Origin of the sequence: Streptomyces sp. NBC_00984 (assembly GCF_045162475.1) — a bacterium.
Taxonomy (GTDB): Bacteria; Actinomycetota; Actinomycetes; order Streptomycetales; family Streptomycetaceae; genus Streptomyces.
Map to the genome: position 1 here is coordinate 6,055,048 of NZ_CP108734.1, position 23,386 is coordinate 6,078,433.

A 23,386-nucleotide genomic window follows, 5' to 3' on the forward strand; every position below is an offset into this window, starting at 1 on the left:
CCATGACCGCGCCACACGCACACCTGACCCTGGCCGAAGTAGAAGCGATCGCCCGTGAGGCCCACGCCCGGCAGCGGGACAAGGCGGGACGCCCGTACACCGAACACCTCGCCGCCGTCGCCGAGGGGGTACGGATCAGGGGCGGCAGCGACGAACAGATCGCCGCGGCCTGGCTGCACGACGCGGTCGAGGACGACGCACTGTCGACGCGGTGGCTGGCCGACGCCGCGCTGCCGCAGCAGGTGAAGGACATGGTCCTCGCCGTCACCAAACGTGACGGCGAGGACCTCCGTTCGTACACCCGGCGCATCCTGGACACCCCGGGCGCGCTGCTGATCAAGGAGTCCGACCTGGCACACAACGCGGACCCGGCCCGCCTCGCCGTGCTGGAACCGGCGACCCGTACCCGGCTGACCGAGAAGTATGCGCTGGTACGGGGGTTGCTGGGTCTCACCCCGGGCGAATCGCCCGCCGAGCAATCGGTTCAAGCCAACACGGCGAAGGACTGATCCACTCGGCGGCTCGGCTCAGAGCCTGGCCGAGTCCCGCCGGAACGCCCAGTCCATATCGGGCTCGGTCACCGGGCGCAGCACCCGCCGCACCGGCGGCGTGCACATCAGCGTCACGGCAACGGCCGCGACCAGGGAGACGAGGACCAGGCCGACGGGCGCCGAGAGCCAGTCGTAGATGTCGAACACCCCGGCGTATCCGGCTCCCTTGATCAGGAAGCCGTGCAGCAGATAGCCGCAGATCGTCCCGGAGCCGAGCACCGTGAACCACATGTGGCGGCGCGGCACCCAGGACAGGAACCCGATGGTGAGCAGCAGCGCGCAGCCGAACATCGCCAGCGTCATCACGGCACCGGACCACCACGGGGCGCCCATCTCCTGCGCGCTGTTGCTGCGGTAGAACCAGCCCAACTGCATCCGTGGCGCCGCCCAGTACGCGAACACCAGGGCCCCGGCGAACAGCGGGAGCGCGAGCATCCGCACCTCGCGCCGGCGCACCAGCTGGAAGTGCTCGGGCCGCAGCCGGAGCCCCAGCACGAAGAACGGCAGGAACTGCAGAACACGCTGGAGATCGAGATCGTCGCCGATCGCCGGGGAGAAGGAGGCGAGTACGGCGATGGCGAGCGCGACCGGCAGCGGATGGCGCAGCGCCTGCCACAGCGGCGTGGTGATCCGCCAGATGAACAGCGCGATCAGGAACCAGGTGAGGTACCAGGGGTCGAGCAGGGTGATCGACAGATCGGCCTGGTCGTCCGCGTACCGCTTGAACAGCGAATACGCCGTCTCGAACACCACATAGGGCACGGCGACGCCGGTGACCAGGCGCTTCACCTTGGCGGCGGACATGTCGAACGAGCGGGAGAAGTAGCCGGAGACGATGATGAACGCCGGCATGTGAAAGGTGTACGCCACCATGTACAGCGCACGGGCGGTCCGGCTGCCGTCCATCACCGGTTCCCACGAGTGCGCCACCGCGACGAGCACGATGGCCAGATATTTGACGTTGTCGAAGTAGGCGTCACGCCTCTTCGCCGGTGCGGTCGCCGGAGGCTTGTTCGCCACCGGTGCGAGGGGTGCCGCGGTGGCGGTCGTCCCTCGGGGTCTGGGCTCCGACTCCCGGGTCGCCGATGGGAGCGGGGCCCTCTGAAATACGTTCGGAGCGTGGAACATCTCATGCACCTTAGACGCCTCGATTGGAATTCGTAAAACCGCTCAGGGATATCGCGTGTTCCCGACCAATCGAAAGTGAAACCACCGGCAACCGCCCGATATGCGCCGATTCATCCACCTTAAATGGTGCATATCGGGAGGCTGTTGAGGGGCGTGAATTTCATCGCACTTGAACCTTGGAATTGCATGTGAATGAAGTGTGTGGATATGGAAACCGTCACATTCGCACGTCATTGCGATTGATGGATTCACAGTTCGCTCACAGGTGTGCGGGGCATCGGCAGGGCCCCGTGCGACCCCTCGTGCGGGCGTGCGCCCCAGGCGCGCGCGGGGCGCAAGGATGGCGCGATCCCGTCAGTTCGATCCGTCACCTGGCAGCGACCACAGGGGAGTTGGTGGCACGATGGACGTGACGGAGGAGTGCTCGGATGCACCCCTCCGGGCCGGCAAGGCGGACCGACCAAGGGTGTGATCAGTCGTGGCCATTTCACTGTCTGTGGTGCTGATGTTGGCGATCATCCTGGTGGTCCTGATCCGGGGCGGCTCCATCAAAGCCGGGCCGGCGATCGTCGCGGTGCTCTTCGGCTTCTTCCTGGCATCGACCGGCATGGCGCCGTCGATCAACAGATTCATGAACTCGATAGCGGAGACCATCAACCAGATCTCCTTCTGATCCGGCAGATCGGGCCGAACCGGTCGAATCGGTCGCCTGTGCTCCGGCGCGGGCGACCCGGCACCACGCGGACAGAACGCAAAAGGCCCGGTCCGGCGAGGAATTCGCCGGACCGGGCCCAAGCATGGAGCGGGCGACGGGAATCGAACCCGCGTAGCTAGTTTGGAAGACTAGGGCTCTACCATTGAGCTACGCCCGCAAAGCCGCACCACAGGTCCGGAGGGCCGGCGGCACGTGAAGCATCGTAGCGGGTCACGGGCGCTGCCCGCACACCCGATTGCGGCCACCCGGTGTCGCGTTGGGTGCCGCCCGCGCAAAGCGGCCGATGCACTGCCTGACTGCATGTACCCTACGTGTCGCACCGACGGGGTGTGGCGCAGCTTGGTAGCGCGTCCGCTTTGGGAGCGGAAGGTCGTCGGTTCGAATCCGGCCACCCCGACCACCGGCAAGATCAGGGACCATCGCAAGCAGGACCAGGGACCACCCGCAAGATCGCAGACCACGGGCAAGATCGCATTGTGGGAGTCCGACTCCTTGCCGTTACTATGCAAAATGCGTGCCCGTGTGTCTGATGTACCGGGCTCGGTCCGCGAAGCCGCCTCCCGTGCGGCGGAGCAGAACCCCAAGAAGTCAGCCACAAGGAGACCGAACCGTGAAGAGCGCCGTGGAGACCCTGAACCCGACCCGGGTTCGGCTCACTGTCGAGGTGCCCTTCGAGGAGCTCAAGGACAGCCTCGACGCGGCGTACAAGAAGATCAACCAGCAGGTCACGGTGAAGGGCTTCCGCAAGGGCAAGATCCCTGCCCGGGTCATCGACCAGCGCTTCGGCCGCGGTGCGGTGCTGGAGGAGGCCGTCAACGACGCCCTCCCGAAGTTCTACACCGAGGCCGTCAACGAGGGTGAGCTCAATGTCCTCGGTCAGCCGGAGGTCGACATCACCGAGCTGAAGGACGGCGAGCTGCTGGCCTTCACCGCCGAGGTTGACGTACGCCCCGAGATCGAGATTCCGGACTACTCCGGCATCGAGGTCACCGTCGACGCCCTCGAGGTCAGCGACGAGGACGTCGAGAAGGCCGTGGAGCAGCTCCGCGAGCGCTTCGCCTCCACCAACCCGGTCGAGCGCGCCGCCGCCGAGGGCGACGTCGTGACGATCGACCTGCAGGCCAAGGTCGACGGCGAGGTCCTGGAGGACGGTGTGGCCGAGGGTGTCTCGTACACCATCGGTTCCGGAGAGCTTCTCGACGGCATCGACGCCGCCGTCACCGGCCTGGAGGCGGGTGGCGAGGCCACCTTCACCTCCGAGCTGAAGGGCGGCTCCGCCGAGGGCAAGGAGGCGGAGGTCACCGTCAAGGTCGCCACCGTCGCCGCCCGTGAGCTCCCCGAGCTGGACGACGAGTTCGCCCAGATGGCGAGCGAGTTCGACACCCTCGACGAGCTCAAGGCGGACAGCCGCAAGCGCCTCGAGAACACCAAGCAGTACGACCAGGCCACCCAGGCCCAGGAGCGCGTCCTGGACGAGCTGCTGAAGCTCGCCGAGGTCCCGATCCCGGAGAAGCTGCTCGCGGACGAGGTCCAGACCCGCAAGCACAACCTGGAGCACCACCAGCTCGGTCAGATGGGTCTGACCCTCGACAAGTACCTGGAGATCCAGGGCAAGACGGCCGAGGAGTTCGACGCCGAGACGTCCGAGCAGGCGATCAAGGGCATCAAGACCCAGTTCATCCTGGACGAGATCGTCAACAAGGAGAAGCTGAACGTCAACCAGGAGGAGCTCACCGAGCACCTCATGCGGCGCGCTGCTTCCTCCGGCATGAGCCCCGACCAGTTCGCCCAGGCCGTCGTCGAGGGCGGCCAGGTGCCGATGCTCGTCGGCGAGGTCGCCCGCGGCAAGGCGCTGGCCGTGGTCGTCGAGGCCGCCAAGGTCGTCGACACCAACGGTGAGCTCGTCGAGCTGGAGGACGACGAGGAGGAGGCCATCGAGGCCGTCGAGGCCGCCGAGGGCACCACCGAGGCCGCCACCGACGCCGCCGAGGCCGCCGAGGAGAAGAACGAGGCCTGAGCCTCGCGCTGAACCCGAACGACGGGCTCCGGACGCTTGTGCGTCCGGAGCCCGTCGTCGTATGGCGTACGGTGCCCCGCAACCCTTGTGCGGACTGCGGAGCTTGCGCTCCCAGCGAACAGTTGCGGAAGCGGGATGGCGTTGTCCTACCTGCGCGTTAGGGTCCATGAATAGGAAGGGCAGGGGAGTCCCCGCCCACCCGGTACGAAGACGCTGAGACGGCCGGAGCCGTCAGAGACGAGCAGGTGGATACGTGACGAATCTGATGCCCTACGCCGCCGGAGAGCCGTCCCTCGGTGGAGGCCTCGGTGACCAGGTCTACAGCCGGCTGCTCGGCGAGCGCATCATCTTCCTCGGCCAGCAGGTCGACGACGAGATCGCCAACAAGATCACCGCGCAGCTTCTTCTTCTCGCCGCGGAGCCCGAGAAGGACATCTACCTCTACATCAACAGCCCCGGCGGTTCGGTGACGGCCGGCATGGCGGTCTACGACACCATGCAGTACATCCCGAACGACGTGGTCACCATCGGTATGGGCATGGCGGCCTCGATGGGCCAGTTCCTGCTCACCGGCGGCACCGCCGGCAAGCGCTTCGCGCTCCCGAACACCGACATCCTCATGCACCAGGGTTCGGCCGGCATCGGCGGTACGGCCTCGGACATCAAGATCCAGGCCCAGTACCTGCTGCGCACCAAGCAGCGGATGGCGGAGATCACCGCCCGTCACTCCGGCCAGACCGTCGAGACGATCATCCGCGACGGCGACCGCGACCGCTGGTACACCGCGGAGGAGGCCAAGGAGTACGGCCTCATCGACGAGATCATCACGATCGCATCGGGCGTTCCGGGCGGCGGCGGCACCGGCGCCTGATCCGGTACCCACCGGATCCGGCTCCACCGCCCCGCGCACCTCTCGTACGCCGAGACACCCAGCCACAGAACGCCACCAGGATGGTGAACACCCACATGAACAACTTCCCCGGCGCCTCCGCGAGCGGCCTCTACACCGGCCCGCAGGTGGACAACCGCTACATCGTGCCGCGCTTCGTGGAGCGCACCTCGCAGGGCGTGCGTGAGTACGACCCGTACGCGAAGCTCTTCGAGGAGCGCGTGATCTTCCTCGGCGTGCAGATCGACGACGCCTCCGCCAACGACGTCATGGCGCAGCTGCTGTGCCTGGAGTCGATGGACCCGGACCGGGACATCTCGATCTACATCAACAGCCCCGGCGGCTCGTTCACCGCGCTCACCGCGATCTACGACACGATGCAGTTCGTGAAGCCGGACATCTCCACGGTCTGCATGGGCCAGGCGGCCTCCGCCGCGGCCGTGCTGCTCGCCGCGGGTACGCCCGGCAAGCGGATGGCGCTGCCCAACGCCCGTGTGCTGATCCACCAGCCGTCCTCGCAGACCGGCCGTGAGCAGCTCTCCGACCTGGAGATCGCGGCCAACGAGATCCTGCGGATGCGCACCCAGCTGGAGGAGATGCTGGCCAAGCACTCCACCACGCCGATCGACAAGATCCGCGACGACATCGAGCGTGACAAGATCCTGACCGCCGAGGACGCCCTCGCCTACGGTCTCGTCGACCAGATCGTGTCGACCCGCAAGCAGGCGGCCACGGCCGTCTGACGTCGGCCTTCACCCCTTGGCACGCCACGTTCGCCCGGTCTTGACCGTGTGAACCGTGCCAAGGGGGGCCCGAACGGGGGCCAAGGCAAGGTACCGTCGGATAGAGGCACCAGGAGCCGCTGAACCAAGCTGCTCCCAGGCGAAGGGGAAGCACCTCGTGGCACGCATCGGTGATGGCGGCGACCTGCTCAAGTGCTCGTTCTGCGGAAAGAGCCAGAAGCAGGTGAAGAAGCTCATCGCGGGACCCGGTGTGTACATCTGCGACGAGTGCATCGATCTCTGCAACGAGATCATCGAGGAGGAGCTCGCCGAGACCTCCGAGGTGCGGTGGGAGGAACTCCCCAAGCCGCGCGAGATCTACGAGTTCCTCGAGGGGTACGTCGTCGGGCAGGAGCCCGCGAAGAAGGCCCTCTCGGTCGCTGTGTACAACCACTACAAGCGGGTCCAGGCGGGTGAGAACGGCGGCGCCCAGGGCCGGGACGACGCCATCGAGCTGGCCAAGTCCAACATCCTGCTGCTCGGGCCCACGGGCTCGGGTAAGACGCTGCTCGCGCAGACGCTGGCCCGTATGCTCAACGTCCCGTTCGCCATCGCCGACGCGACGGCGCTGACGGAGGCCGGCTATGTCGGCGAGGACGTCGAGAACATCCTGCTGAAGCTGATCCAGGCCGCGGACTACGACGTCAAGAAGGCCGAGACCGGGATCATCTACATCGACGAGATCGACAAGGTCGCCCGCAAGAGCGAGAACCCGTCGATCACCCGCGATGTCTCCGGCGAGGGCGTGCAGCAGGCCCTGTTGAAGATCCTGGAGGGCACCACCGCCTCCGTACCGCCGCAGGGCGGCCGGAAGCACCCGCACCAGGAGTTCATCCAGATCGACACGACGAACGTGCTGTTCATCGTGGGCGGCGCCTTCTCCGGTCTGGAGCGGATCATCGAGTCCCGGGCGGGTGCCAAGGGCATCGGCTTCGGCGCCACGATCCGTTCCAAGCGGGAGATCGAGGCGAGCGACCAGTTCCAGGAGGTCATGCCGGAGGACCTGGTGAAGTTCGGGATGATCCCGGAGTTCATCGGCCGGCTGCCCGTCCTCACCTCGGTCCACAACCTGGACCGTGAGGCGCTGCTGCAGATCCTCGTCGAGCCGCGCAACGCGCTGGTGAAGCAGTACCAGCGGCTGTTCGAACTCGACGGCGTCGAGCTGGACTTCGACCGCCCGGCCCTGGAGGCCATCGCCGACCAGGCGATCCTGCGCGGCACCGGCGCGCGTGGCCTGCGGGCCATCATGGAGGAGGTCCTCCAGTCCGTGATGTACGAGGTGCCGTCCCGCAAGGACGTCGCCCGCGTCGTCATCACGGCGGACGTCGTCCGCAACAACGTGAACCCGACGCTGGTCCCGCGCGAGCCGCGGACGATCGGCAAGGGTGACGGCGGGCGGCACGAGAAGTCCGCGTAGCCGCGGTTCCGTACGTACGCGAAGGGGCGCCCGCCGGTTCAATCGGCCGGGCGCCCCTTCGCGTTGCGTGGGTCAGATCTTGGTGCGGGAGGTGTTGTAGAGCTTGGCGGTCAGGGCGGCCAGTTCGTCCTGGGGCATCGCCTTGTTGGTCAGAGCGCCGCCGACGTCCATGCCCACGACGACACCGACCGTGCTGTAGTCGGCCCACACACAGACGGGCATGACGAACTCCTTGGGGCCCTTCGCCGCCGTGCCGTCGCCCTTCTCGTTGATGCCCTTGAGGTTCTGGCACTTCATCAACGCGCCCTTGAAGCCGGGGGGAGTGACCTGTTCGGCGCTGCCGATCAGCGAGACATTGGAGTTCTCGCTCTTCTTCATCTCCAGCTCGGCGCTCGCGAAGGAGCCGTCGATGACCTTGGCCGGGTCGCTGACTTCGCCCCATGTACCAGTGAGGTAGAGGAACTTTGCGGTCAGCGGGTTGTCCTCGCTCCCGCTGAGGTACTGGGCGCCGGTCTCATGGGGGTTCTTGATTCCCATGGCCTCGGCCTTGGCCTTCTTCTCGCCTGTCACAGGACCCGACGGTTCGGCGGCCGAACCGCTGGTGTCTTTCTTGTAGTCGTCCACAGCCGCAGCCGGCGTCAGCTTGTACCCCTTGGTGGAGTCCGCGACGGAGCCGCTGCCCCCGCCCGACGTCAGGAAGTACACGCCGCCCGCGATGACCGCCAGCGCCACGACGACTCCGCCGATGATCAGGCCGGTCTTCTTCTTCGGGGCCTCGGGAGGCATGCCGTAGGGCTGCTGCGGACCGCCGTACGGGGGAGTCGGGGGCTGCTGGCCGTACGGGCCGGGCTGCTGGGCCTGCGGGTAGCCGTAGCCCGGCTGGGGCTGCTGCTGCGGGACACCCTGGGGAGCCTGCTGGGGGTAGCCGTAACCGGGCTGGCCCTGCGGGGGCTGCTGGCCGTACGGACCCGGCTGCTGTCCGTACGGGCCGGGCTGACCCTGCGGCGGCTGGCCGCCGTACGGACCCGGCTGGCCCTGGGGCGGCTGGCCGCCGTACGGGCCCGGCTGGTTGTAGCTCATTTGCGGTGTCCCCTGTTCGTCATGCTTATGCGTTCCGAACATCCTGGCGGAAGGGTCGCCCGTATGGAGCACCGGGCGTCACTCCGTTACTCAACAAACCGGTTTCAACGCATGACTGTGACAGCCCTAAACTGTCCCCCGTGACCGAGAAGACTCAGCAGACGCCAGCCAGCAACCCCGAACTGCCGACCCAGTACGCACCGGCCGAGGTAGAGGGGAAGCTGTATGAGCGCTGGGTAGAGCGGGGTTACTTCGAAGCCGACGAGCACAGCGAGAAGCCGCCGTACTCCATCGTCATCCCGCCGCCGAACGTCACGGGCAGCCTGCACCTCGGGCATGCCTTCGAGCACACGCTGATCGACGCCCTGGTCCGCCGCAAGCGCATGCAGGGCTTCGAGGCGCTCTACCAGCCCGGCATGGACCACGCCGGCATCGCCACCCAGAACGTCGTCGAGCGCGAGCTCGGCAAGGAGGGCAAGTCCCGCCACGACCTGGGCCGCGAGGCCTTCGTCGAGCGTGTCTGGAAGTGGAAGAACGAGTCCGGCGGCCAGATCTCCGGTCAGATGCGCCGGCTCGGCGAGGGCGTCGCCTGGTCCCGTGAGCGCTTCACCATGGACGAGGGCCTGTCCACCGCCGTCCAGACCGTCTTCAAGAAGATGTACGACGACGGGCTGATCTACCGCGCCGAGCGCATCATCAACTGGTGCCCGCGCTGTCTGACCGCGATCTCGGACATCGAGGTCGAGTACCAGGACGACGACGGCGAGCTCGTCTCCATGACGTACGGGGAGGGCGACGACACCATCGTCGTCGCCACGACCCGCGCCGAGACGATGCTCGGTGACACCGCGGTCGCCGTCCACCCCGACGACGAGCGCTACAAGCACCTGATCGGCAGGCAGATCAAGCTGCCGCTGACCGACCGCACGATCCCCGTCGTCGCCGACCACCACGTCGACCCGGAGTTCGGCACCGGCGCCGTGAAGGTCACGCCCGCCCACGACCCGAACGACTTCGAGATCGGCAAGCGCCACGACCTGCCGTTCCTCACGGTCATGGACGAGCGCGCGGTCATCACCGTCCCCGGCCCGTTCGAGGGACTCGACCGCCTGGAGGCCCGGTCCGCCATCGTCGGCGCGCTGCGCGCCGAGGGCCGGATCGTCGCCGAGAAGCGTCCGTACCTCCACTCCGTCGGCCACTGCTCGCGCTGCAAGACCACCATCGAGCCGCGCCTGTCCCTCCAGTGGTGGGTCAAGGTCGCCCCGCTCGCCAAGGCGGCCGGTGACGCCGTCCGCGACGGCAGCGTCAAGATCCACCCGCAGGAGATGGAGAAGCGGTACTTCGACTGGGTCGACAACCTCCACGACTGGACGATCTCGCGCCAGCTCTGGTGGGGCCACCGCATCCCCGTCTGGTACGGCCCGAACGGCGAGGTCGCCTGCGTCGGACCGGACGACGAGGTCCCCACGGGCGAGGGCTGGACGCAGGACAGCGATGTCCTGGACACCTGGTTCTCCTCCGGTCTGTGGCCGTTCTCCACGCTCGGCTGGCCGGAGCGGACCGACAGCCTCGCGAAGTTCTATCCGAACTCCGTCCTGGTCACCGGCTACGACATCCTCTTCTTCTGGGTCGCCCGGATGATGATGTTCGGCCTGTACGTCAACGACGGCGTCCCGCCCTTCAGGACCATCGTCCTGCACGGCATGGTCCGCGACGAGTTCGGCAAGAAGATGTCGAAGTCGTTCGGCAATGTCGTCAACCCGCTGGACTGGATGGACAAGTACGGGTCCGACGCGCTGCGCTTCACCTTGGCGCGCGGTGCCAACCCGGGCACCGATGTCCCGATCGGCGAGGAGTGGGTCCAGGGTTCCGCCAAGTTCGCCAACAAGATCTGGAACGCCACCCGCTTCGCCCTGATGAACGGCGCCACGATCGAGGGCGAACTGCCGTCCGCCGACGAGATGTCGGTGACCGACCGCTGGATCCTGTCCCGCCTCAACAAGACCGTCGCCGAAGTCGACGCGTACTACGACGACTTCCAGTTCTCCAAGCTCAGCGAGGCGCTCCGGCACTTCGCCTGGGACGAGGTCTTCGACTGGTACGTCGAGCTGTCCAAGACCACGTTCTTCGCGGGCGGCCGACCGGCCGAGGTCTCGGGCCGGGTCCTCGGCGAGGTCCTCGACGTGATGCTGCGACTGCTGCACCCGGTCGTCCCGTTCGTCACGGAGACGCTCTGGACGGCCCTCACCGGCCGGGAGTCCGTCGTCATCGCCGACTGGCCGAAGGCTGCGTCCGTTCCTGGGGCTGACGCCCCGGGCGGATTCCGCGACGACGCGGCCGAGCAGGAGATCGAGCTCGTCCAGCAGGTCGTCACCGAGGTCCGCCGGTTCCGCTCCGACCAGGGCCTGCAGCCCGGCCAGAAGGTTCCCGCCGAGCTCACCCTGACCGGCACGCCGCTCGCCCCGCACGAGGCGGCCATCCGCCAGCTGCTGCGGCTCCAGCCCGCCGAGGAGGGCTTCCACGCCACCGCGTCGCTGCCCGTCGCGGGCGCCACGGTCGCCCTCGACCTCTCCGGCACCATCGACGTCGAGGCCGAGCGCAAGCGCCTGACGAAGGACCTGGGCGCCGCCGAGAAGGAGAAGGCCCAGGCGGTCGGCAAGCTCTCCAACGAGGCGTTCCTCGGCAAGGCCCCGGACAACGTGGTCGACAAGATCCGCGGCCGGCTCGCCAAGGCCGAGGCCGACATCGAGCGGATCTCCGGTCAGCTGGCGAACCTGCCGAAGAGCTGATGACCTGAGCACGGAGCCCCCGTTCCCCTGACCGACCAGGGGGACGGGGGCTTCGCCCTTTTCCGCGTACGGTTCAGGACTCCAGCGCCACCGGGCCCGCGGTCACCGGCTCCGCGTTGCGCCGCGTCTTCGCCCAGCCGTTGCGGCCGCGCAGCATGCGCACGAAGGCCCGCGCCGAGACGACGAACAGGTGGTCCGGGCTCGGCAGAGAAAGCAGTTGTTCCCTTCCCGATTTCCCTGAACGATCTGGGTGTGACGACGTTGTTCCTGACAGTCGGCCTGCCAGGGGCCGGGAAGACCACAAGAGCTCGGCAGCTGGCCACGGAGCACAGCGCGCTGCGGCTGACCCCGGATGAATGGATGATTCCACTGTTCGGAGAGCCGGAGGCGGACGGGAAGCGCGATGTGCTGGAAGGACGGCTGCTCTGGCTTGCGCTGGAGGCCCTGAAGCTGGGATCCGACGTGGTCCTGGATTTCGGATGCTGGTCTCGTGACGAGAGGTCCGCGATCCGCTGGTTGGCGGAGTTGGTGGGCGCGTCCTGCCGCCTTGTGTACATGCCAGTTGACCACGAAACCCAACGTGCTCGGATCGCTCGTCGCCAGTCGGCCACCCCGGATCAGACCTTTCCGATGAGCGAGGCGGACCTCCTGCACTGGAGGACGCTGTTCGAGGAGCCCGACGCCGCGGAACTCGACAGGCATGAGGTTGGCGGACCGCCTCACGGGTGGTCGGATTGGCTGGAGTGGGCCGCCGATCGGTGGCCGTCGCTCGTGTGACTGTCCAGCCCATCGATGCGCCGGCGTCTGGCCACGTACTGGTGAAGAGACGTCGTTCCGACCGTGCGCTATTCGGTCGCCCGGAGGGCCGCGAGGTAGTCGGCCCATCTGCACGGCGCGCGAGGTGCCGCCGATGCTGCTGAGCACCTCGGGACGGGGCAGCCCCAGTTCCTGGAGGAACCGGCCCGACATGGCGTCGTCCCAGTGCTGGCCGGTGTGGATCAGCCGGGTGGCGTCGCCGAGCCGGTGGATGACGGGCGCCAGCTTCACCAGTTCGGGACGGGTGCCCAGAATCACGGCGACGGAGCGGGCAGGCAGTGCGCTGTACATGGAGTTCTGTTTTCCTTCTCGCCGTTCCCGGCCTCGGGGGAGCCCCGGACTGGGCGACGGCGGTGGCAGCACCGGTGTGTGCGGGTTGCAGCCGGGTTGCGGCGCGACGGGGAGCGCCGGTGGGGACCTGTGTCCGGGACCTTGTGCCCCGAAGGACGCCGGGCGGTGGGCCGGTGCGGACGACCAGCGTCTCGTACCGCGGGTCGGCGGGCAGCCGGGCGAACGCCGGGTGCTGGCCGTCGGGTGCGGCGACCAGGATCAGAGGACGGGGGCGCACACTTCCCACCATGCGCCCGCTCGGCACGACATGCCGACAGGGGTCCCGGCGCGGGTGATCCGTGTCCGCCGCCGGGTGCCGCGCGCGATGTCCGTGCCCATCCGTAGACTGGCCCCGTGAGTGAGCCCCGCCCTTCCGACCGGCACGACAACTCCGATTCCGACGACACCTTCGCGGAGATCGTCGACGAAGAGACCCAGCGCGACCCCGACCTGGCGGTGATCGAGGCCGGGAGCCGCACGCTGCGCACCCGCTCCGGACCGCCGCAGGGCGACGAGGTCCCGGCCCGCCCCGCCGACCCCGAGGTGGACAAGGCGCTGCGCGCCGTGGAGCAGGAGCTCGCCGGACGCTGGGGCGAGACCAAGCTGGAGCCTTCCGTCGCGCGCATCGCCGCGCTGATGGACGTGCTCGGCGAGCCGCAGCGCGCGTACCCCTCGATCCACATCACCGGGACCAACGGCAAGACGAGCACGGCCCGCATGATCGAGGCGCTGCTCGGCGCCTTCGATCTGCGTACCGGCCGCTACACCTCGCCGCACGTCCAGTCGATCACCGAGCGGATCAGCCTGGACGGCTCCCCGATCGCCCCCGAGCGGTTCATCGAGGCGTACCAGGACATCAAGCCATACGTGGAGATGGTCGACGCCCAGCAGCCGTACCGGCTCTCCTTCTTCGAGGTGCTGACGGGCATGGCCTACGCGGCCTTCGCCGACGCGCCGGTCGACGTCGCGGTCGTCGAGGTCGGCATGGGCGGCAGCTGGGACGCGACGAACGTCATCGACGGCTCGGTCGCCGTCGTCACCCCCATCTCGCTGGACCACACCGACCGGCTCGGCAACACACCCGCCGAGATCGCCGGCGAGAAGGCCGGGATCATCAAGCAGGGCGCCACGGTCATCCTGGCCCAGCAGCCGGTGGACGCCGCGCAGGTCATGCTGAAGAAGGCCGTCGAGGTCGACGCCACGGTCGCCCGCGAGGGCATGGAGTTCGGCGTCGTCTCGCGCGAGATCGCCGTCGGCGGCCAGCTGCTGACGCTGCGCGGCCTCGGTGGCGAGTATGAGGAGATCTTCCTCCCGCTGTACGGCGCCCACCAGGCGCACAACGCCGCGGTGGCGCTCTCCGCGGTGGAGGCGTTCTTCGGGATCGGCGCCGAGCAGCCCGGCTCGCTCGACGTCGACACGGTCCGCCGGGCCTTCGCCTCGGTGATCTCCCCGGGCCGCCTCGAAGTGGTCCGCAGCAGCCCCACCGTCGTCCTGGACGCGGCACACAACCCGGCGGGAGCCCGCGCCACCGCCGACGGGCTCTCCGAGGCCTTCGGCTTCTCCCGGCTGATCGGTGTCGTCGGCACCAGCGGAGACAAGGACGTCAAGGGACTCCTCGACGCCTTCGAGCCGATCCTCGCCGAGGTCGTCATCACGCAGAACTCCAGCGGCCGCGCGATGGACGTCGACGAGCTGGCCGCCATCGCGGTCGAGGTCTTCGGCGAGGACCGCGTCCAGGTGGAGCCGCGCCTGGACGACGCCCTGGAGGCGGCGATCACCCTCGCCGAGGAGGAGGACGAGTACGCGGGCGCCGGTGTCCTGGTGACCGGTTCCGTGATCACGGTCGGCGAGGCCCGGCTGCTTCTGGGAAGGGGCTGACCCATGCGTACGCTCTGTGCATCCACGCTGATCGGCGAGTTCTTCGTGATCGGCTTCGCCGGACTCGTCGCGATGAAGTCCGACGACCTGACCGGTGCCACGGTCTGGACGGTCTGCGGCATCGGCATGCTGCTCTCCGTGCTGCTCTGCGGGATGATCACCCGCCCCGGCGGGATACAGCTCGGCTGGGCGCTGCAGATCGCCCTGGTGCTGAGCGGTTTCGTCGTCCCGATGATGTTCATCCTCGGCGTGGTCTTCGCCGGCCTGTGGTGGGCCTCGGTGCACTACGGCCGCAAGATCGACGAGGCGAAGGCCCGCTGGGCGGCGGCCGAGGCCCCGGCCGGTGGCTGACCCGGTACCCGGTGGCCAAACCCGGCCGCCGGCCCGGCTCCGTACCCCTGTAGCCTCGGTTCACCGCACCCGCATGCCTGCAAGGAGCCGCACACCATGACCCAGCGCACCCTCGTTCTCCTCAAGCCCGACGCTGTCCGGCGCGGACTGGTCGGCGAGATCGTCGGGCGGATCGAGCGCAAGGCCGGCTGGCGGATCACCGCACTGGAGCTGCGCACCCTCGACCGCGCCACGCTGGAGCAGCACTACGCCGAGCACGTCGGCCGCCCGTTCTACGAGCCGCTCGTCGAGTTCATGCAGTCCGGTCCGATCGTGGCGCTGGTCGCCGAGGGCGAGCGGGTCATCGAGGGCATCCGTACGCTGGCCGGACCCACCGACCCGATCGCCGCCGCGCCCGGTTCCATCCGCGGCGACTTCGGCACCATCACCCGGGAGAACCTCATCCACGCCTCGGACTCCGAGGAGTCCGCGGAGCGGGAACTGAAGCTCTTCTTCCCCGGACTCGCCTGATCGCCGATCAGCCGAACAGCGCTCAGACCTGGGGCGACCGAATTAATTCGGTCGCCCTTCGGTATAGGGTCCGGGATCGCGGGAACGCATCCCTCCGACGTAACGTCACCATGAGTGGAACGGCCACCCGTTCCGCCCACAATGGCGAAGGACCCTCGCGCGGTGTCCGCCATTACGGCACTACGATGGAATCTTCCACGCCCGCCGCGCTCACCTCGCCGACCAGAACAAGCCACATCGCTTTCTTGGAAGGCCCGACGCATCCTCATGGGGAACAAGGGGAACTCAATGTCGTTCATCGGCCGTGACATGGCTATCGACCTCGGGACTGCCAACACGCTGGTGTACGTCAGGGGGCGCGGCATCGTTCTGAACGAGCCGTCCGTCGTGGCCATCAACACCAACACCGGCGGCATCCTGGCGGTCGGCTCCGAGGCCAAGAAGATGATCGGGCGTACACCGGGCAACATCGTTGCCGTACGGCCCCTGAAGGACGGCGTGATCGCCGACTTCGAGATCACCGAGCGGATGCTCCGCTACTTCATCCTGAAGATCCACAAGCGCCGCTACCTGGCCCGCCCGCGGGTCGTCGTCTGCGTGCCCTCCGGCATCACCGGGGTCGAGCGACGCGCCGTCATCGAGGCGTCGACGCAGGCCGGCGCGCGCCAGGTGCACATCATCGAGGAGCCCATGGCGGCGGCCATCGGCTCCGGGCTGCCGGTCCACGAGGCCACCGGCAACATGGTCGTCGACATCGGTGGCGGCACCACCGAGGTCGCGGTCATCTCGCTCGGCGGAATCGTCACTGCCCAGTCGATCCGGACCGCCGGCGACGAACTGGACAACGCGATCATCCAGCACATCAAGAAGGAGTACTCGCTCCTCCTCGGCGAGCGCACCGCCGAACAGATCAAGATCACGATCGGTTCGGCGTACGACATGGACAAGGACGAGCACACCGAGATCCGCGGCCGCGACCTGGTCTCCGGACTGCCCAAGACCGTGGTCGTCTCGGCCGCCGAGGTCCGCAAGGCCATCGAGGAACCGGTCAACGCGATCGTCGACGCCGTGAAGACCACGCTCGACAAGTGCCCGCCGGAGCTCTCCGGCGACGTCATGGACCGAGGCATCGTCCTCACCGGCGGCGGCGCGCTGCTGCGCGGACTCGACGAGCGGCTGCGCCGCGAGACCGGCATGCCGATCCACATCGCGGAGGACCCGCTGGACTCGGTGGCCCTCGGATCCGGCAAGTGCGTCGAGGAGTTCGAGGCGCTCCAGCAGGTACTGGACGCCCAGCCGCGCAGGTGAACAACCCATCGGTCTGCTGTACGGACGCTGCCGCTCCGTACGGCCGATCGTTGATATACAGGCACGAACATTCCGACGAGGAAGGCACGGCCGCCGCACGTGAGGGACACACGAGAGAGCCGGCTGCTCCTGGTGCTGCTGATCGCCATCGCGTTCGCATTGATCACGGTGGACATCCGCGGTGGTGAGGAGTCGCCGGTGGACGGCGCCCGGCGGGCCGCCGCAGCGGCCTTCGGGCCGGTGGAGAACGGCGTCGCGGCAGCCGTCGACCCGGTGGGCAACGCCATAGGGGCGGTTCGCGACTCCGGGACACGGCACAACCGGATCGCCGAGCTGGAACAGCAGAACGCCGCGCTCAAGACGAAGCTCGGCAGCGACGACCGCAACCGCAACAGGGTCCGTGAGCTCGACCGGATGCTGAAGAAGTCGGCCGCCGGACAGTACGGCATCAAGGGTGCCGAGGTCATCGCCATAGGAGCGGCCCAGGGCTTCTCCTGGACGGTCACCATCGACGCGGGCTCCAACGACGGAATCAAGCGCGACATGACCGTCATCAACGGCGACGGCCTGGTCGGCCGCGTCACCACCGTCGGCCCGGACGCCTCCACGGTGCTCCTCGCCAACGACCCCGACTTCACCGTCGGCACCCGGATGGAGAAGACCGACGAGCTCGGCTTCGCCACCGGCCAGGGCTCCCGGCCGCTGTCCGTCCAGTTCCTCAACGGCAAGGCCAAGGTGAAGAAGGGCGACCGGCTCGTCACCTTCGGCTCCAGCAAGGACAAGCCCTTCGTGCCCGGCGTCCCGGTCGGCGAGGTCGTCCGGGTCGACCCGTCCGGCGGCGGTCTGACCCGTACGGTCTACGTCCGCCCGTACGTCGGCTTCACCAAGCTCGACATCGTCGGCGTCGTGGTCCAGGCCCCGCGCGAGGACCCCCGTGACATGGTCCTGCCGAAGCAGCCGGCCAAGCCCGCCAAGCCGAAGCCCACGCCCACCGTCACCGTCACGATCTCGCCCAACGGCGACATCGTCGACACCGAAGGAAACGTCGTCGGGAACATCCACGAGAGCCCGGACCCCAGCAACAGCCCGGACGGCACCGCGAACGCCACACCGGACGCCGGCACCGCGGTCAACGAGCAGAGGTAGAGCTGATTCCCATGCGTTTGAACCGGATTCTGCTCTCCGTCGTCCTGGTCGTCGTCGCCCTCGTCGTCCAGGTCTCCGTGCTCGCCCGCCTCCAGCTCCCCGGCGCGGTGCCCGACCTGCTGCTCCTGGTCGTCCTCGGCCTCGCCTTCGTGTACGGGCATGTCAGCGGCGCCCTCATCGGTTTCGGCGCGGGACTCCTCGCCGACCTGGCACCGCCCGCCGACCACGCCGCCGGACGCTACGCGCTGGTCCTCTGTGTCATCGGCTACCTCGCGGGGCTGGTGAAGCCCGAGAGCGGGCAGCTGAAGTCGGCGATGGTCCCGATGCTCGGGGTCGTCGCCGCGGCGATCGGCTCGACCCTGCTGTACGCGCTGGTCGGCGCGCTCGTCGGGGACACGGCGGCCCGTCACGTCGGCCTCGGCAGCCTGCTGTTCACCGCGGCCGTCTACGACCTGCTCCTCGCGCCCTTCGTCGTACCGCTGATCATGGCCGTCGCCAGACGCACGGTGAACGATCCGCTCGCCGACACCTCCGGCGGCGGGGACGTGGCCGCGGGCTGGCTCGCCTCCGGCACCGGACTGCGGATCGGCGGCCAGCGCGGCGGACTGCGCGTCAAGGCCGCCCGCAACCGCGCGGCCCGCGCCGGACGCATCAAGGGGGTCAAGCGACTGTGAGGCCGCACCGCAGCCAGACCACCTCGCGTACCTCCGGCCCGACCACCACCGGGGGCGCCCCGTGACCAACATCCCCGAGACCGGCCGGACCCCACGGGTCCAGATCCGTCTCATCGTCATCCAGGTCCTCGTCTTCTCCCTGCTGCTCACCCTCGGCGGGCGCCTCTGGTACCTCCAGATCCGCAACGGCCAGGAGTACAGCGACGAGGCGAAGAACAACCACGTCCAGCAGGTCGTCCAGCCCGCCGTCCGCGGCTCCATCCTCGACGCGCGCGGCGTGGCCCTCGCCGACAACGAGACCCGGCTGGTCGTCTCCGCCAGCCGCACCGAGCTGATGAAGATGAAGGACGACGGCAAGAGCGTCCTGACCCGGCTCGCCGGCGTCCTCGGCATGAAGCCCAAGGAGGTCCTCGACAAGGTCCGGCTCTGCGACTCCAAGACGCCGCAGCCCTGCTGGAACGGCTCGCCGTACCAGCCGATCCCGGTCACCGACGAGGCCACCACCCAGCAGGCCCTCACGATCCGTGAACGCGCCGAGGACTTCCCCGGCATCACCGCCGAGCCCACCGCCGTACGCCGGTACGGGGCGCCCGGCAAGGCCAACACCGCGCAGGTCCTCGGCTACCTCTCGCCGGTCACCGACGAGGAGATCACCAAGGCCCAGGACACCGACTCGCCGTACCTCCGCTCCGACCAGGTCGGCCGCTCCGGCCTGGAGCGCACCTACGACAAGGAGCTGCGCGGCAAGGCCGGCGTCACCCGCTACGAGGTCGACAACCTCGGCCGGGTCATCGGCCAGGCGAAGAACGACAAGGCGGAGCCCGGCTCCAGCGTGGTCACCTCCATCGACGCCCGGGTCCAGGCCGTCGCCGAGTACGAGCTCAACGAGGCCATGAAGACGGCCCGTCAGTCGTTCGACAAGAACACCGGGGAGAACTACAAGGCCGACTCCGGCGCCGTCGTCGTCATGGAGGCCAAGACCGGCCGCGTCGTCTCGATGGCCTCCCTGCCGAACTACGACCCCAACTCCTGGGTCGGCGGCATCTCCGGCAAGGACTACGCCAAGCTCACCGGAAAGAATTCCAACTTCCCGCTGCTGAACCGGGCCATCCAGGGCCAGGCCGCCCCCGGCTCGATCTTCAAGGTCATCTCCTCGACCGCCGCGGTCAACGCCGGCTACCCCTTCAACGGCAACTACCCCTGCCCCAGCTCGTACAACGTCGGCGGGCAGACCTTCAAGAACTTCGAGTCCCAGGGCTACGGCTCCATCACCATCGGCCGGGCCCTCGAAGTCTCCTGCGACACCGTGTACTACGGCATCGCGCACAAGGAGTGGCTGAAGGACGGCGGGATGAAGCCCAAGAAGAACGCCAAGGACTGGTTCTACAGGACCGCCCACCAGTTCGGCCTCGGCAAGGAGACCGGCATCGACCTCCCCAACGAGGTCAGCGGCCGCGTCCCCGACCGCAAGTGGAAGCAGGACTTCTACAAGGCGAACAAGGACGCCTGGTGCAAGCAGGGCAAGAAGAACGGCTCGTACGTCGAGAAGATCGCGTACGAGAACTGCCTCGAAGGCGACAAGATGCGCGCCGGTGACTCCGTCAACTACTCGATCGGCCAGGGCGACACGCTCGTCACGCCGATACAGATGGCCACCATCTACGCAGCCATCTCCAACGGCGGCACGCTCTACGACCCCACCGTCGGCAAGGCGATCGTCAGCGGCGACGGCAAGACCGTCGAGGAGATCAAGCCCAAGTCGCACGGCAAGCTGCCCTTCACGCGCAAGACCCGCAACGAGATCGACAGCGCCCTCGCGGGAGTCGCGACCCGTGGTTCGGCCGCCTGGCGATTCGGCGGCTGGCCGCAGGACAAGATCCCGATGCACGCCAAGACGGGTACGGCCGAGGTCTACGGCAAGCAGACGACCTCCTGGTTCGCCACGTACACCAAGGACTACTCGATCGTCATGACGATCTCCCAGGGCGGTACGGGCTCCGGTGCGTCCGGGCCCGCCGTGCGCAACATCTACGACGCCCTCTACGGTCTCGACGACTCCGGCAAGCAGGACCTGAAGAAGGCGCTGCTGCCCACCCCGCAGAAGTCCCTGCCGAAGATCCAGCAGGACGGCTCGATCGACGCCCCGCAGATCAAGCCCTACGACCCGGACTCGCAGAAGACCCCGGAGGAACAGACCCTCGCCGCGACGCTGGGGAGGCGCGACTGATGGCCGGCTTCTCCGTCCAGCGGTACGCCCCGGAGCGCTCCGCCTGGGGCAAACTCACCGCCCGCGACTCCCTCGTACGCAAACTCGACTGGCCGCTGCTCGGGTCCGCGCTCGCGCTCTCCTTCATCGGCTCGCTGCTGGTCTACTCGGCGACCCGGGGACGTGACTCGCTCACCCATGGCGACCCGTACTACTTCCTCTTCCGGCACGCCCTCAACACCGGCATCGGCCTCGCCCTGATGGTCGGCACGATCTGGCTCGGCCACCGCACCCTGCGCGGCGCCGTCCCGATCCTCTACGGCCTCTCGGTGCTCCTGGTGATGGCGGTGCTCACCCCGCTCGGCGCCACCGTCAACGGCGCCCACGCCTGGATCATCATCGGCGGCGGCTTCTCGCTCCAGCCGTCCGAGTTCACCAAGATCACCATCATCCTGATCATGGCGATGCTGCTGGCCGAGCGCGTCGACGCGGGCGACCAGCTCCATCCCGACCACCGGACCGTCGCCAAGGCCCTCGGTCTGGCGGCCGTCCCGATGGCCGTCGTCATGGGAATGCCGGACCTCGGCTCCGTGATGGTCATGGTCGTCATCGTGCTCGGCGTGCTCCTCGCCTCCGGCGCGTCGAACCGCTGGATCGCCGGTCTGCTCGGCGCGGGCGTGGCCGGCGCCATCGCGATCTGGCAGCTCGGCCTGCTCGACGAGTACCAGATCGCCCGCTTCGCCGCCTTCGCCAACCCCGCGCTCGACCCGGCGGGCGTCGGCTACAACACCAACCAGGCCCGCATCGCGATCGGCTCCGGCGGCCTCTCCGGGACGGGCCTCTTCCACGGCACCCAGACCACCGGCCAGTTCGTCCCCGAGCAGCAGACCGACTTCGTCTTCACCGTCGCGGGCGAGGAGCTCGGCTTCCTCGGCGCCGGGCTGATCCTCGTCCTGCTCGGCGTCGTCCTGTGGCGCGCCTGCCGGATCGCCCGCGAGACGACCGAGCTGTACGGCACGATCGTCGCCGCCGGAATCATCGCCTGGTTCGCCTTCCAGGCCTTCGAGAACATCGGGATGACGCTCGGCATCATGCCGGTCGCCGGGCTCCCGCTGCCGTTCGTGTCGTACGGAGGGTCCTCGATGTTCGCCGTCTGGGTGGCCGTCGGCCTGCTCCAGTCGATCAGGCTGCAGCGGCCGATAAGCGCCTGAGCCGGTGCGGGAGCACTGCCCATTCGCGTACAACACGTCTAGATTCGGTTCATGGCGGACTCGAAGCGTGAGATCGAGCGGAAGTACGAAGCCACCGCGGAAACCCGGCTCCCGGACCTGAGCCGGGTGGCCGGGGTCTCGGCCGTCGCCCACCGGGGCGTCAGCGAACTGGACGCCGTCTACTACGACACCGAGGACCTCCGGCTCGCGGCGGACTCCCTCACCCTGCGCCGCCGCACCGGCGGCGGCGACGCCGGCTGGCACCTCAAGTTCCCGGTCGCCTCCGGCATCCGGGACGAGCTGCGGGAACCGCTCTCCGACACCCTGCCGCGCTCCTTCGCGGGGCTGCTGCGCTCCCGGGTCCGCGAGCGCGCACTCGTTCCCGTCGTCCGGCTGGTCTCCGCCCGCGACGTCCACCACCTCCTCGACTCCGACGGCGCCCTGCTCGCCGAGGTCAGCGTCGACCGGGTGCGGGCCGAGCGGCTGACGGGCGGCGACGGCACGGCCGCCTGGACCGAGATCGAGGCCGAACTCGCCGACGACGGCGACCCCGCCTTCCTCGACGCCGTGGAGCGCCGGCTGCGCAAGGCCGGGATCCGCCCGTCCGCGTCCCCGTCCAAGCTGGCCAGGGCGCTCGCCGAGACCGCGCCGAAGCGGAAGAAGGATCCCGACGGCAGGGCCCGGCGGCCCACCGCGGGCGACCACGTCCTCGCGTACATCCGTCACCAGAGCGAGGCGATCACCGCCCTCGACCCCGCCGTACGCCGCGACCTCCCCGACTCCGTGCACCAGATGCGGGTCGCCACCCGCAGGCTGCGCAGCGCACTGCGGACGTACCGGAAGATCCTCGACCGCGGCGTCACCGACCCGGTCGGCGACGAGCTGAAGTGGCTGGCCGCCGAGCTGGGTATCGACCGCGACCAGGAGGTGCTCGACGCCCGGCTGCGCGCCCGCCTCGACGGCCTGCCCCGCACCCTGGTCCTCGGTCCGGTCCGCGGGCGGCTCCGGATCTGGTCGGTGGCCCGGCGGAACGGCTCCCGCCGCCGCACCGTCGCCGTGCTCGACGGGAAGCGGTACCTGGCACTCCTGGAGAGCCTCGACACCCTGCTCGCCGCCCCGCCCCTGCTGCCCGCCGCGTCCCGTGCGCCGGGGCGGGCGCTGCCCCGCGCCGTGCTGAAGGAGTACGGGCGCCTCGCGGCCCGCGTCGGCCATGCCCTGGAGCTCCCGCCCGGCCACGACCGGGACCTGGCCATGCACGAGGCCCGCAAGGCCGCCAAACGCGCCCGGTACGCGGCGGAGGCGGCCCGCCCCGCGCTCGGCAGGCCCGCCAAGCGCTTCGCCAAACGGATGAAGGCCGTACAGAGCCTCCTCGGCGACCACCAGGACAGCGTGGTGGCCCGCGAGGCCCTGCGCACCCTGGCCGTCCAGGCACACGCGGCGGGGGAGTCGGCCTTCACCTGGGGACTGCTCCACGGACGGGAGGAGGCGACGGCCGCGGCCCGGGAGCGGGAGCTTCCGGCCGTGTGGGAGCGGGCGTCGCGGGCGGAGCTGCGGGCGGCGCTGGAAGGCTGAGCATCGGGTTAGGCTT

General features: G+C 68.7%; 19 protein-coding genes and 2 tRNA genes. 18 read left to right on the forward strand and 3 right to left on the reverse strand.

The features are described 5' to 3' along the window. Window positions 1-2 precede the first annotated feature (2 nt). Complete coding sequence (locus OG520_RS27055) at window positions 3-509, forward strand: HD domain-containing protein (protein ID WP_406014939.1); 507 nt, start codon at window positions 3-5, stop codon at window positions 507-509. 18 nt (window positions 510-527) lie between these two features. Here the strand turns inward: OG520_RS27055 and OG520_RS27060 are convergent, their stop codons facing one another. Then, window positions 528-1,679: an acyltransferase family protein gene (locus tag OG520_RS27060; protein WP_406014940.1), complete on the reverse strand. Its 1,152-nt coding sequence runs from the start codon at window positions 1,677-1,679 to the stop codon at window positions 528-530. A gap of 478 nt (window positions 1,680-2,157) precedes the next feature. Here OG520_RS27060 and OG520_RS27065 point away from each other — a divergent pair, with 478 nt between their 5' ends. Next, a complete protein-coding gene (locus tag OG520_RS27065) occupies window positions 2,158-2,352 on the forward strand; it encodes a hypothetical protein (protein WP_266419258.1) in 195 nt (64 codons plus the stop codon). Between the two features lie 125 nt (window positions 2,353-2,477). On the opposite strand, the gene OG520_RS27070 is transcribed toward OG520_RS27065, so the two are convergent. Then, window positions 2,478-2,551: transfer RNA gene (locus OG520_RS27070), tRNA-Gly, on the reverse strand. Window positions 2,552-2,717: 166 nt separating this feature from the next. On the opposite strand from OG520_RS27070, the gene OG520_RS27075 reads away from it, so the two are divergent. From OG520_RS27075 to clpX, 5 genes are all read left to right on the forward strand, one after another. Beyond that, window positions 2,718-2,794 (forward strand) — tRNA-Pro (locus OG520_RS27075). Window positions 2,795-3,004: 210 nt separating this feature from the next. Next, window positions 3,005-4,411 (forward strand): trigger factor, encoded by a 1,407-nt coding sequence (gene tig, locus OG520_RS27080; protein WP_406014941.1) that lies wholly within the window; start codon window positions 3,005-3,007, stop codon window positions 4,409-4,411. A gap of 265 nt (window positions 4,412-4,676) precedes the next feature. Next, window positions 4,677-5,282, forward strand: a complete 606-nt coding sequence (locus tag OG520_RS27085) for an ATP-dependent Clp protease proteolytic subunit (RefSeq protein WP_177328013.1) — start codon at window positions 4,677-4,679, stop codon at window positions 5,280-5,282. Between the two features lie 80 nt (window positions 5,283-5,362). Beyond that, window positions 5,363-6,043 (forward strand): ATP-dependent Clp protease proteolytic subunit, encoded by a 681-nt coding sequence (locus OG520_RS27090; protein WP_323180181.1) that lies wholly within the window; start codon window positions 5,363-5,365, stop codon window positions 6,041-6,043. Window positions 6,044-6,200: 157 nt separating this feature from the next. Continuing rightward, entirely contained in the window at window positions 6,201-7,499 is a 1,299-nt protein-coding gene (gene clpX, locus OG520_RS27095) for an ATP-dependent Clp protease ATP-binding subunit ClpX (RefSeq protein ID WP_072483632.1), read from the forward strand. Window positions 7,500-7,571: 72 nt separating this feature from the next. Here clpX and OG520_RS27100 read toward each other — a convergent pair whose 3' ends face one another. Next, entirely contained in the window at window positions 7,572-8,579 is a 1,008-nt protein-coding gene (locus OG520_RS27100; RefSeq protein WP_406014942.1) for a hypothetical protein, read from the reverse strand. Between the two features lie 140 nt (window positions 8,580-8,719). Between OG520_RS27100 and OG520_RS27105 the strand changes: the two genes are divergently transcribed. From OG520_RS27105 to OG520_RS27155, 11 genes are all read left to right on the forward strand, one after another. Further along, window positions 8,720-11,368, forward strand: a complete 2,649-nt coding sequence (locus OG520_RS27105) for a valine--tRNA ligase (protein WP_406014943.1) — start codon at window positions 8,720-8,722, stop codon at window positions 11,366-11,368. Window positions 11,369-11,620: 252 nt separating this feature from the next. After that, window positions 11,621-12,145 (forward strand): AAA family ATPase, encoded by a 525-nt coding sequence (locus OG520_RS27110; RefSeq protein WP_406014944.1) that lies wholly within the window; start codon window positions 11,621-11,623, stop codon window positions 12,143-12,145. A 723-nt stretch (window positions 12,146-12,868) separates the two neighbouring features. Beyond that, the gene (locus OG520_RS27115; RefSeq protein WP_406014945.1) at window positions 12,869-14,392 is read left to right on the forward strand and encodes a bifunctional folylpolyglutamate synthase/dihydrofolate synthase; all 1,524 of its coding nucleotides are present in this window, start codon (window positions 12,869-12,871) and stop codon (window positions 14,390-14,392) included. A 3-nt stretch (window positions 14,393-14,395) separates the two neighbouring features. Next, the gene (locus OG520_RS27120; RefSeq protein WP_266419278.1) at window positions 14,396-14,743 is read left to right on the forward strand and encodes a DUF4233 domain-containing protein; all 348 of its coding nucleotides are present in this window, start codon (window positions 14,396-14,398) and stop codon (window positions 14,741-14,743) included. A 96-nt stretch (window positions 14,744-14,839) separates the two neighbouring features. Continuing rightward, window positions 14,840-15,253 (forward strand): nucleoside-diphosphate kinase, encoded by a 414-nt coding sequence (gene ndk, locus OG520_RS27125; RefSeq protein WP_266419280.1) that lies wholly within the window; start codon window positions 14,840-14,842, stop codon window positions 15,251-15,253. 288 nt (window positions 15,254-15,541) lie between these two features. Continuing rightward, on the forward strand, window positions 15,542-16,561 hold the full coding sequence (locus tag OG520_RS27130) for a rod shape-determining protein (protein WP_277326176.1): 1,020 nt from the start codon (window positions 15,542-15,544) through the stop codon (window positions 16,559-16,561). Between the two features lie 99 nt (window positions 16,562-16,660). After that, window positions 16,661-17,707 (forward strand): rod shape-determining protein MreC, encoded by a 1,047-nt coding sequence (gene mreC / locus OG520_RS27135; protein ID WP_399326661.1) that lies wholly within the window; start codon window positions 16,661-16,663, stop codon window positions 17,705-17,707. 11 nt (window positions 17,708-17,718) lie between these two features. Then, a complete protein-coding gene (gene mreD / locus OG520_RS27140; RefSeq protein ID WP_406014946.1) occupies window positions 17,719-18,381 on the forward strand; it encodes a rod shape-determining protein MreD in 663 nt (220 codons plus the stop codon). A gap of 61 nt (window positions 18,382-18,442) precedes the next feature. Beyond that, window positions 18,443-20,608 carry a penicillin-binding protein 2 gene (mrdA, locus tag OG520_RS27145; RefSeq protein ID WP_399326658.1) on the forward strand — a complete coding sequence of 722 codons (2,166 nt, stop codon included), beginning with the start codon at window positions 18,443-18,445 and terminating at the stop codon, window positions 20,606-20,608. Further along, window positions 20,608-21,798 (forward strand): rod shape-determining protein RodA, encoded by a 1,191-nt coding sequence (rodA, locus tag OG520_RS27150; RefSeq protein ID WP_399326657.1) that lies wholly within the window; start codon window positions 20,608-20,610, stop codon window positions 21,796-21,798. The genes mrdA and rodA overlap by 1 nt, the downstream gene beginning before the upstream one ends. A 51-nt stretch (window positions 21,799-21,849) precedes the next feature. Next, window positions 21,850-23,370 carry a CHAD domain-containing protein gene (locus OG520_RS27155; protein ID WP_406014947.1) on the forward strand — a complete coding sequence of 507 codons (1,521 nt, stop codon included), beginning with the start codon at window positions 21,850-21,852 and terminating at the stop codon, window positions 23,368-23,370. Window positions 23,371-23,386: the final 16 nt, after the last annotated feature.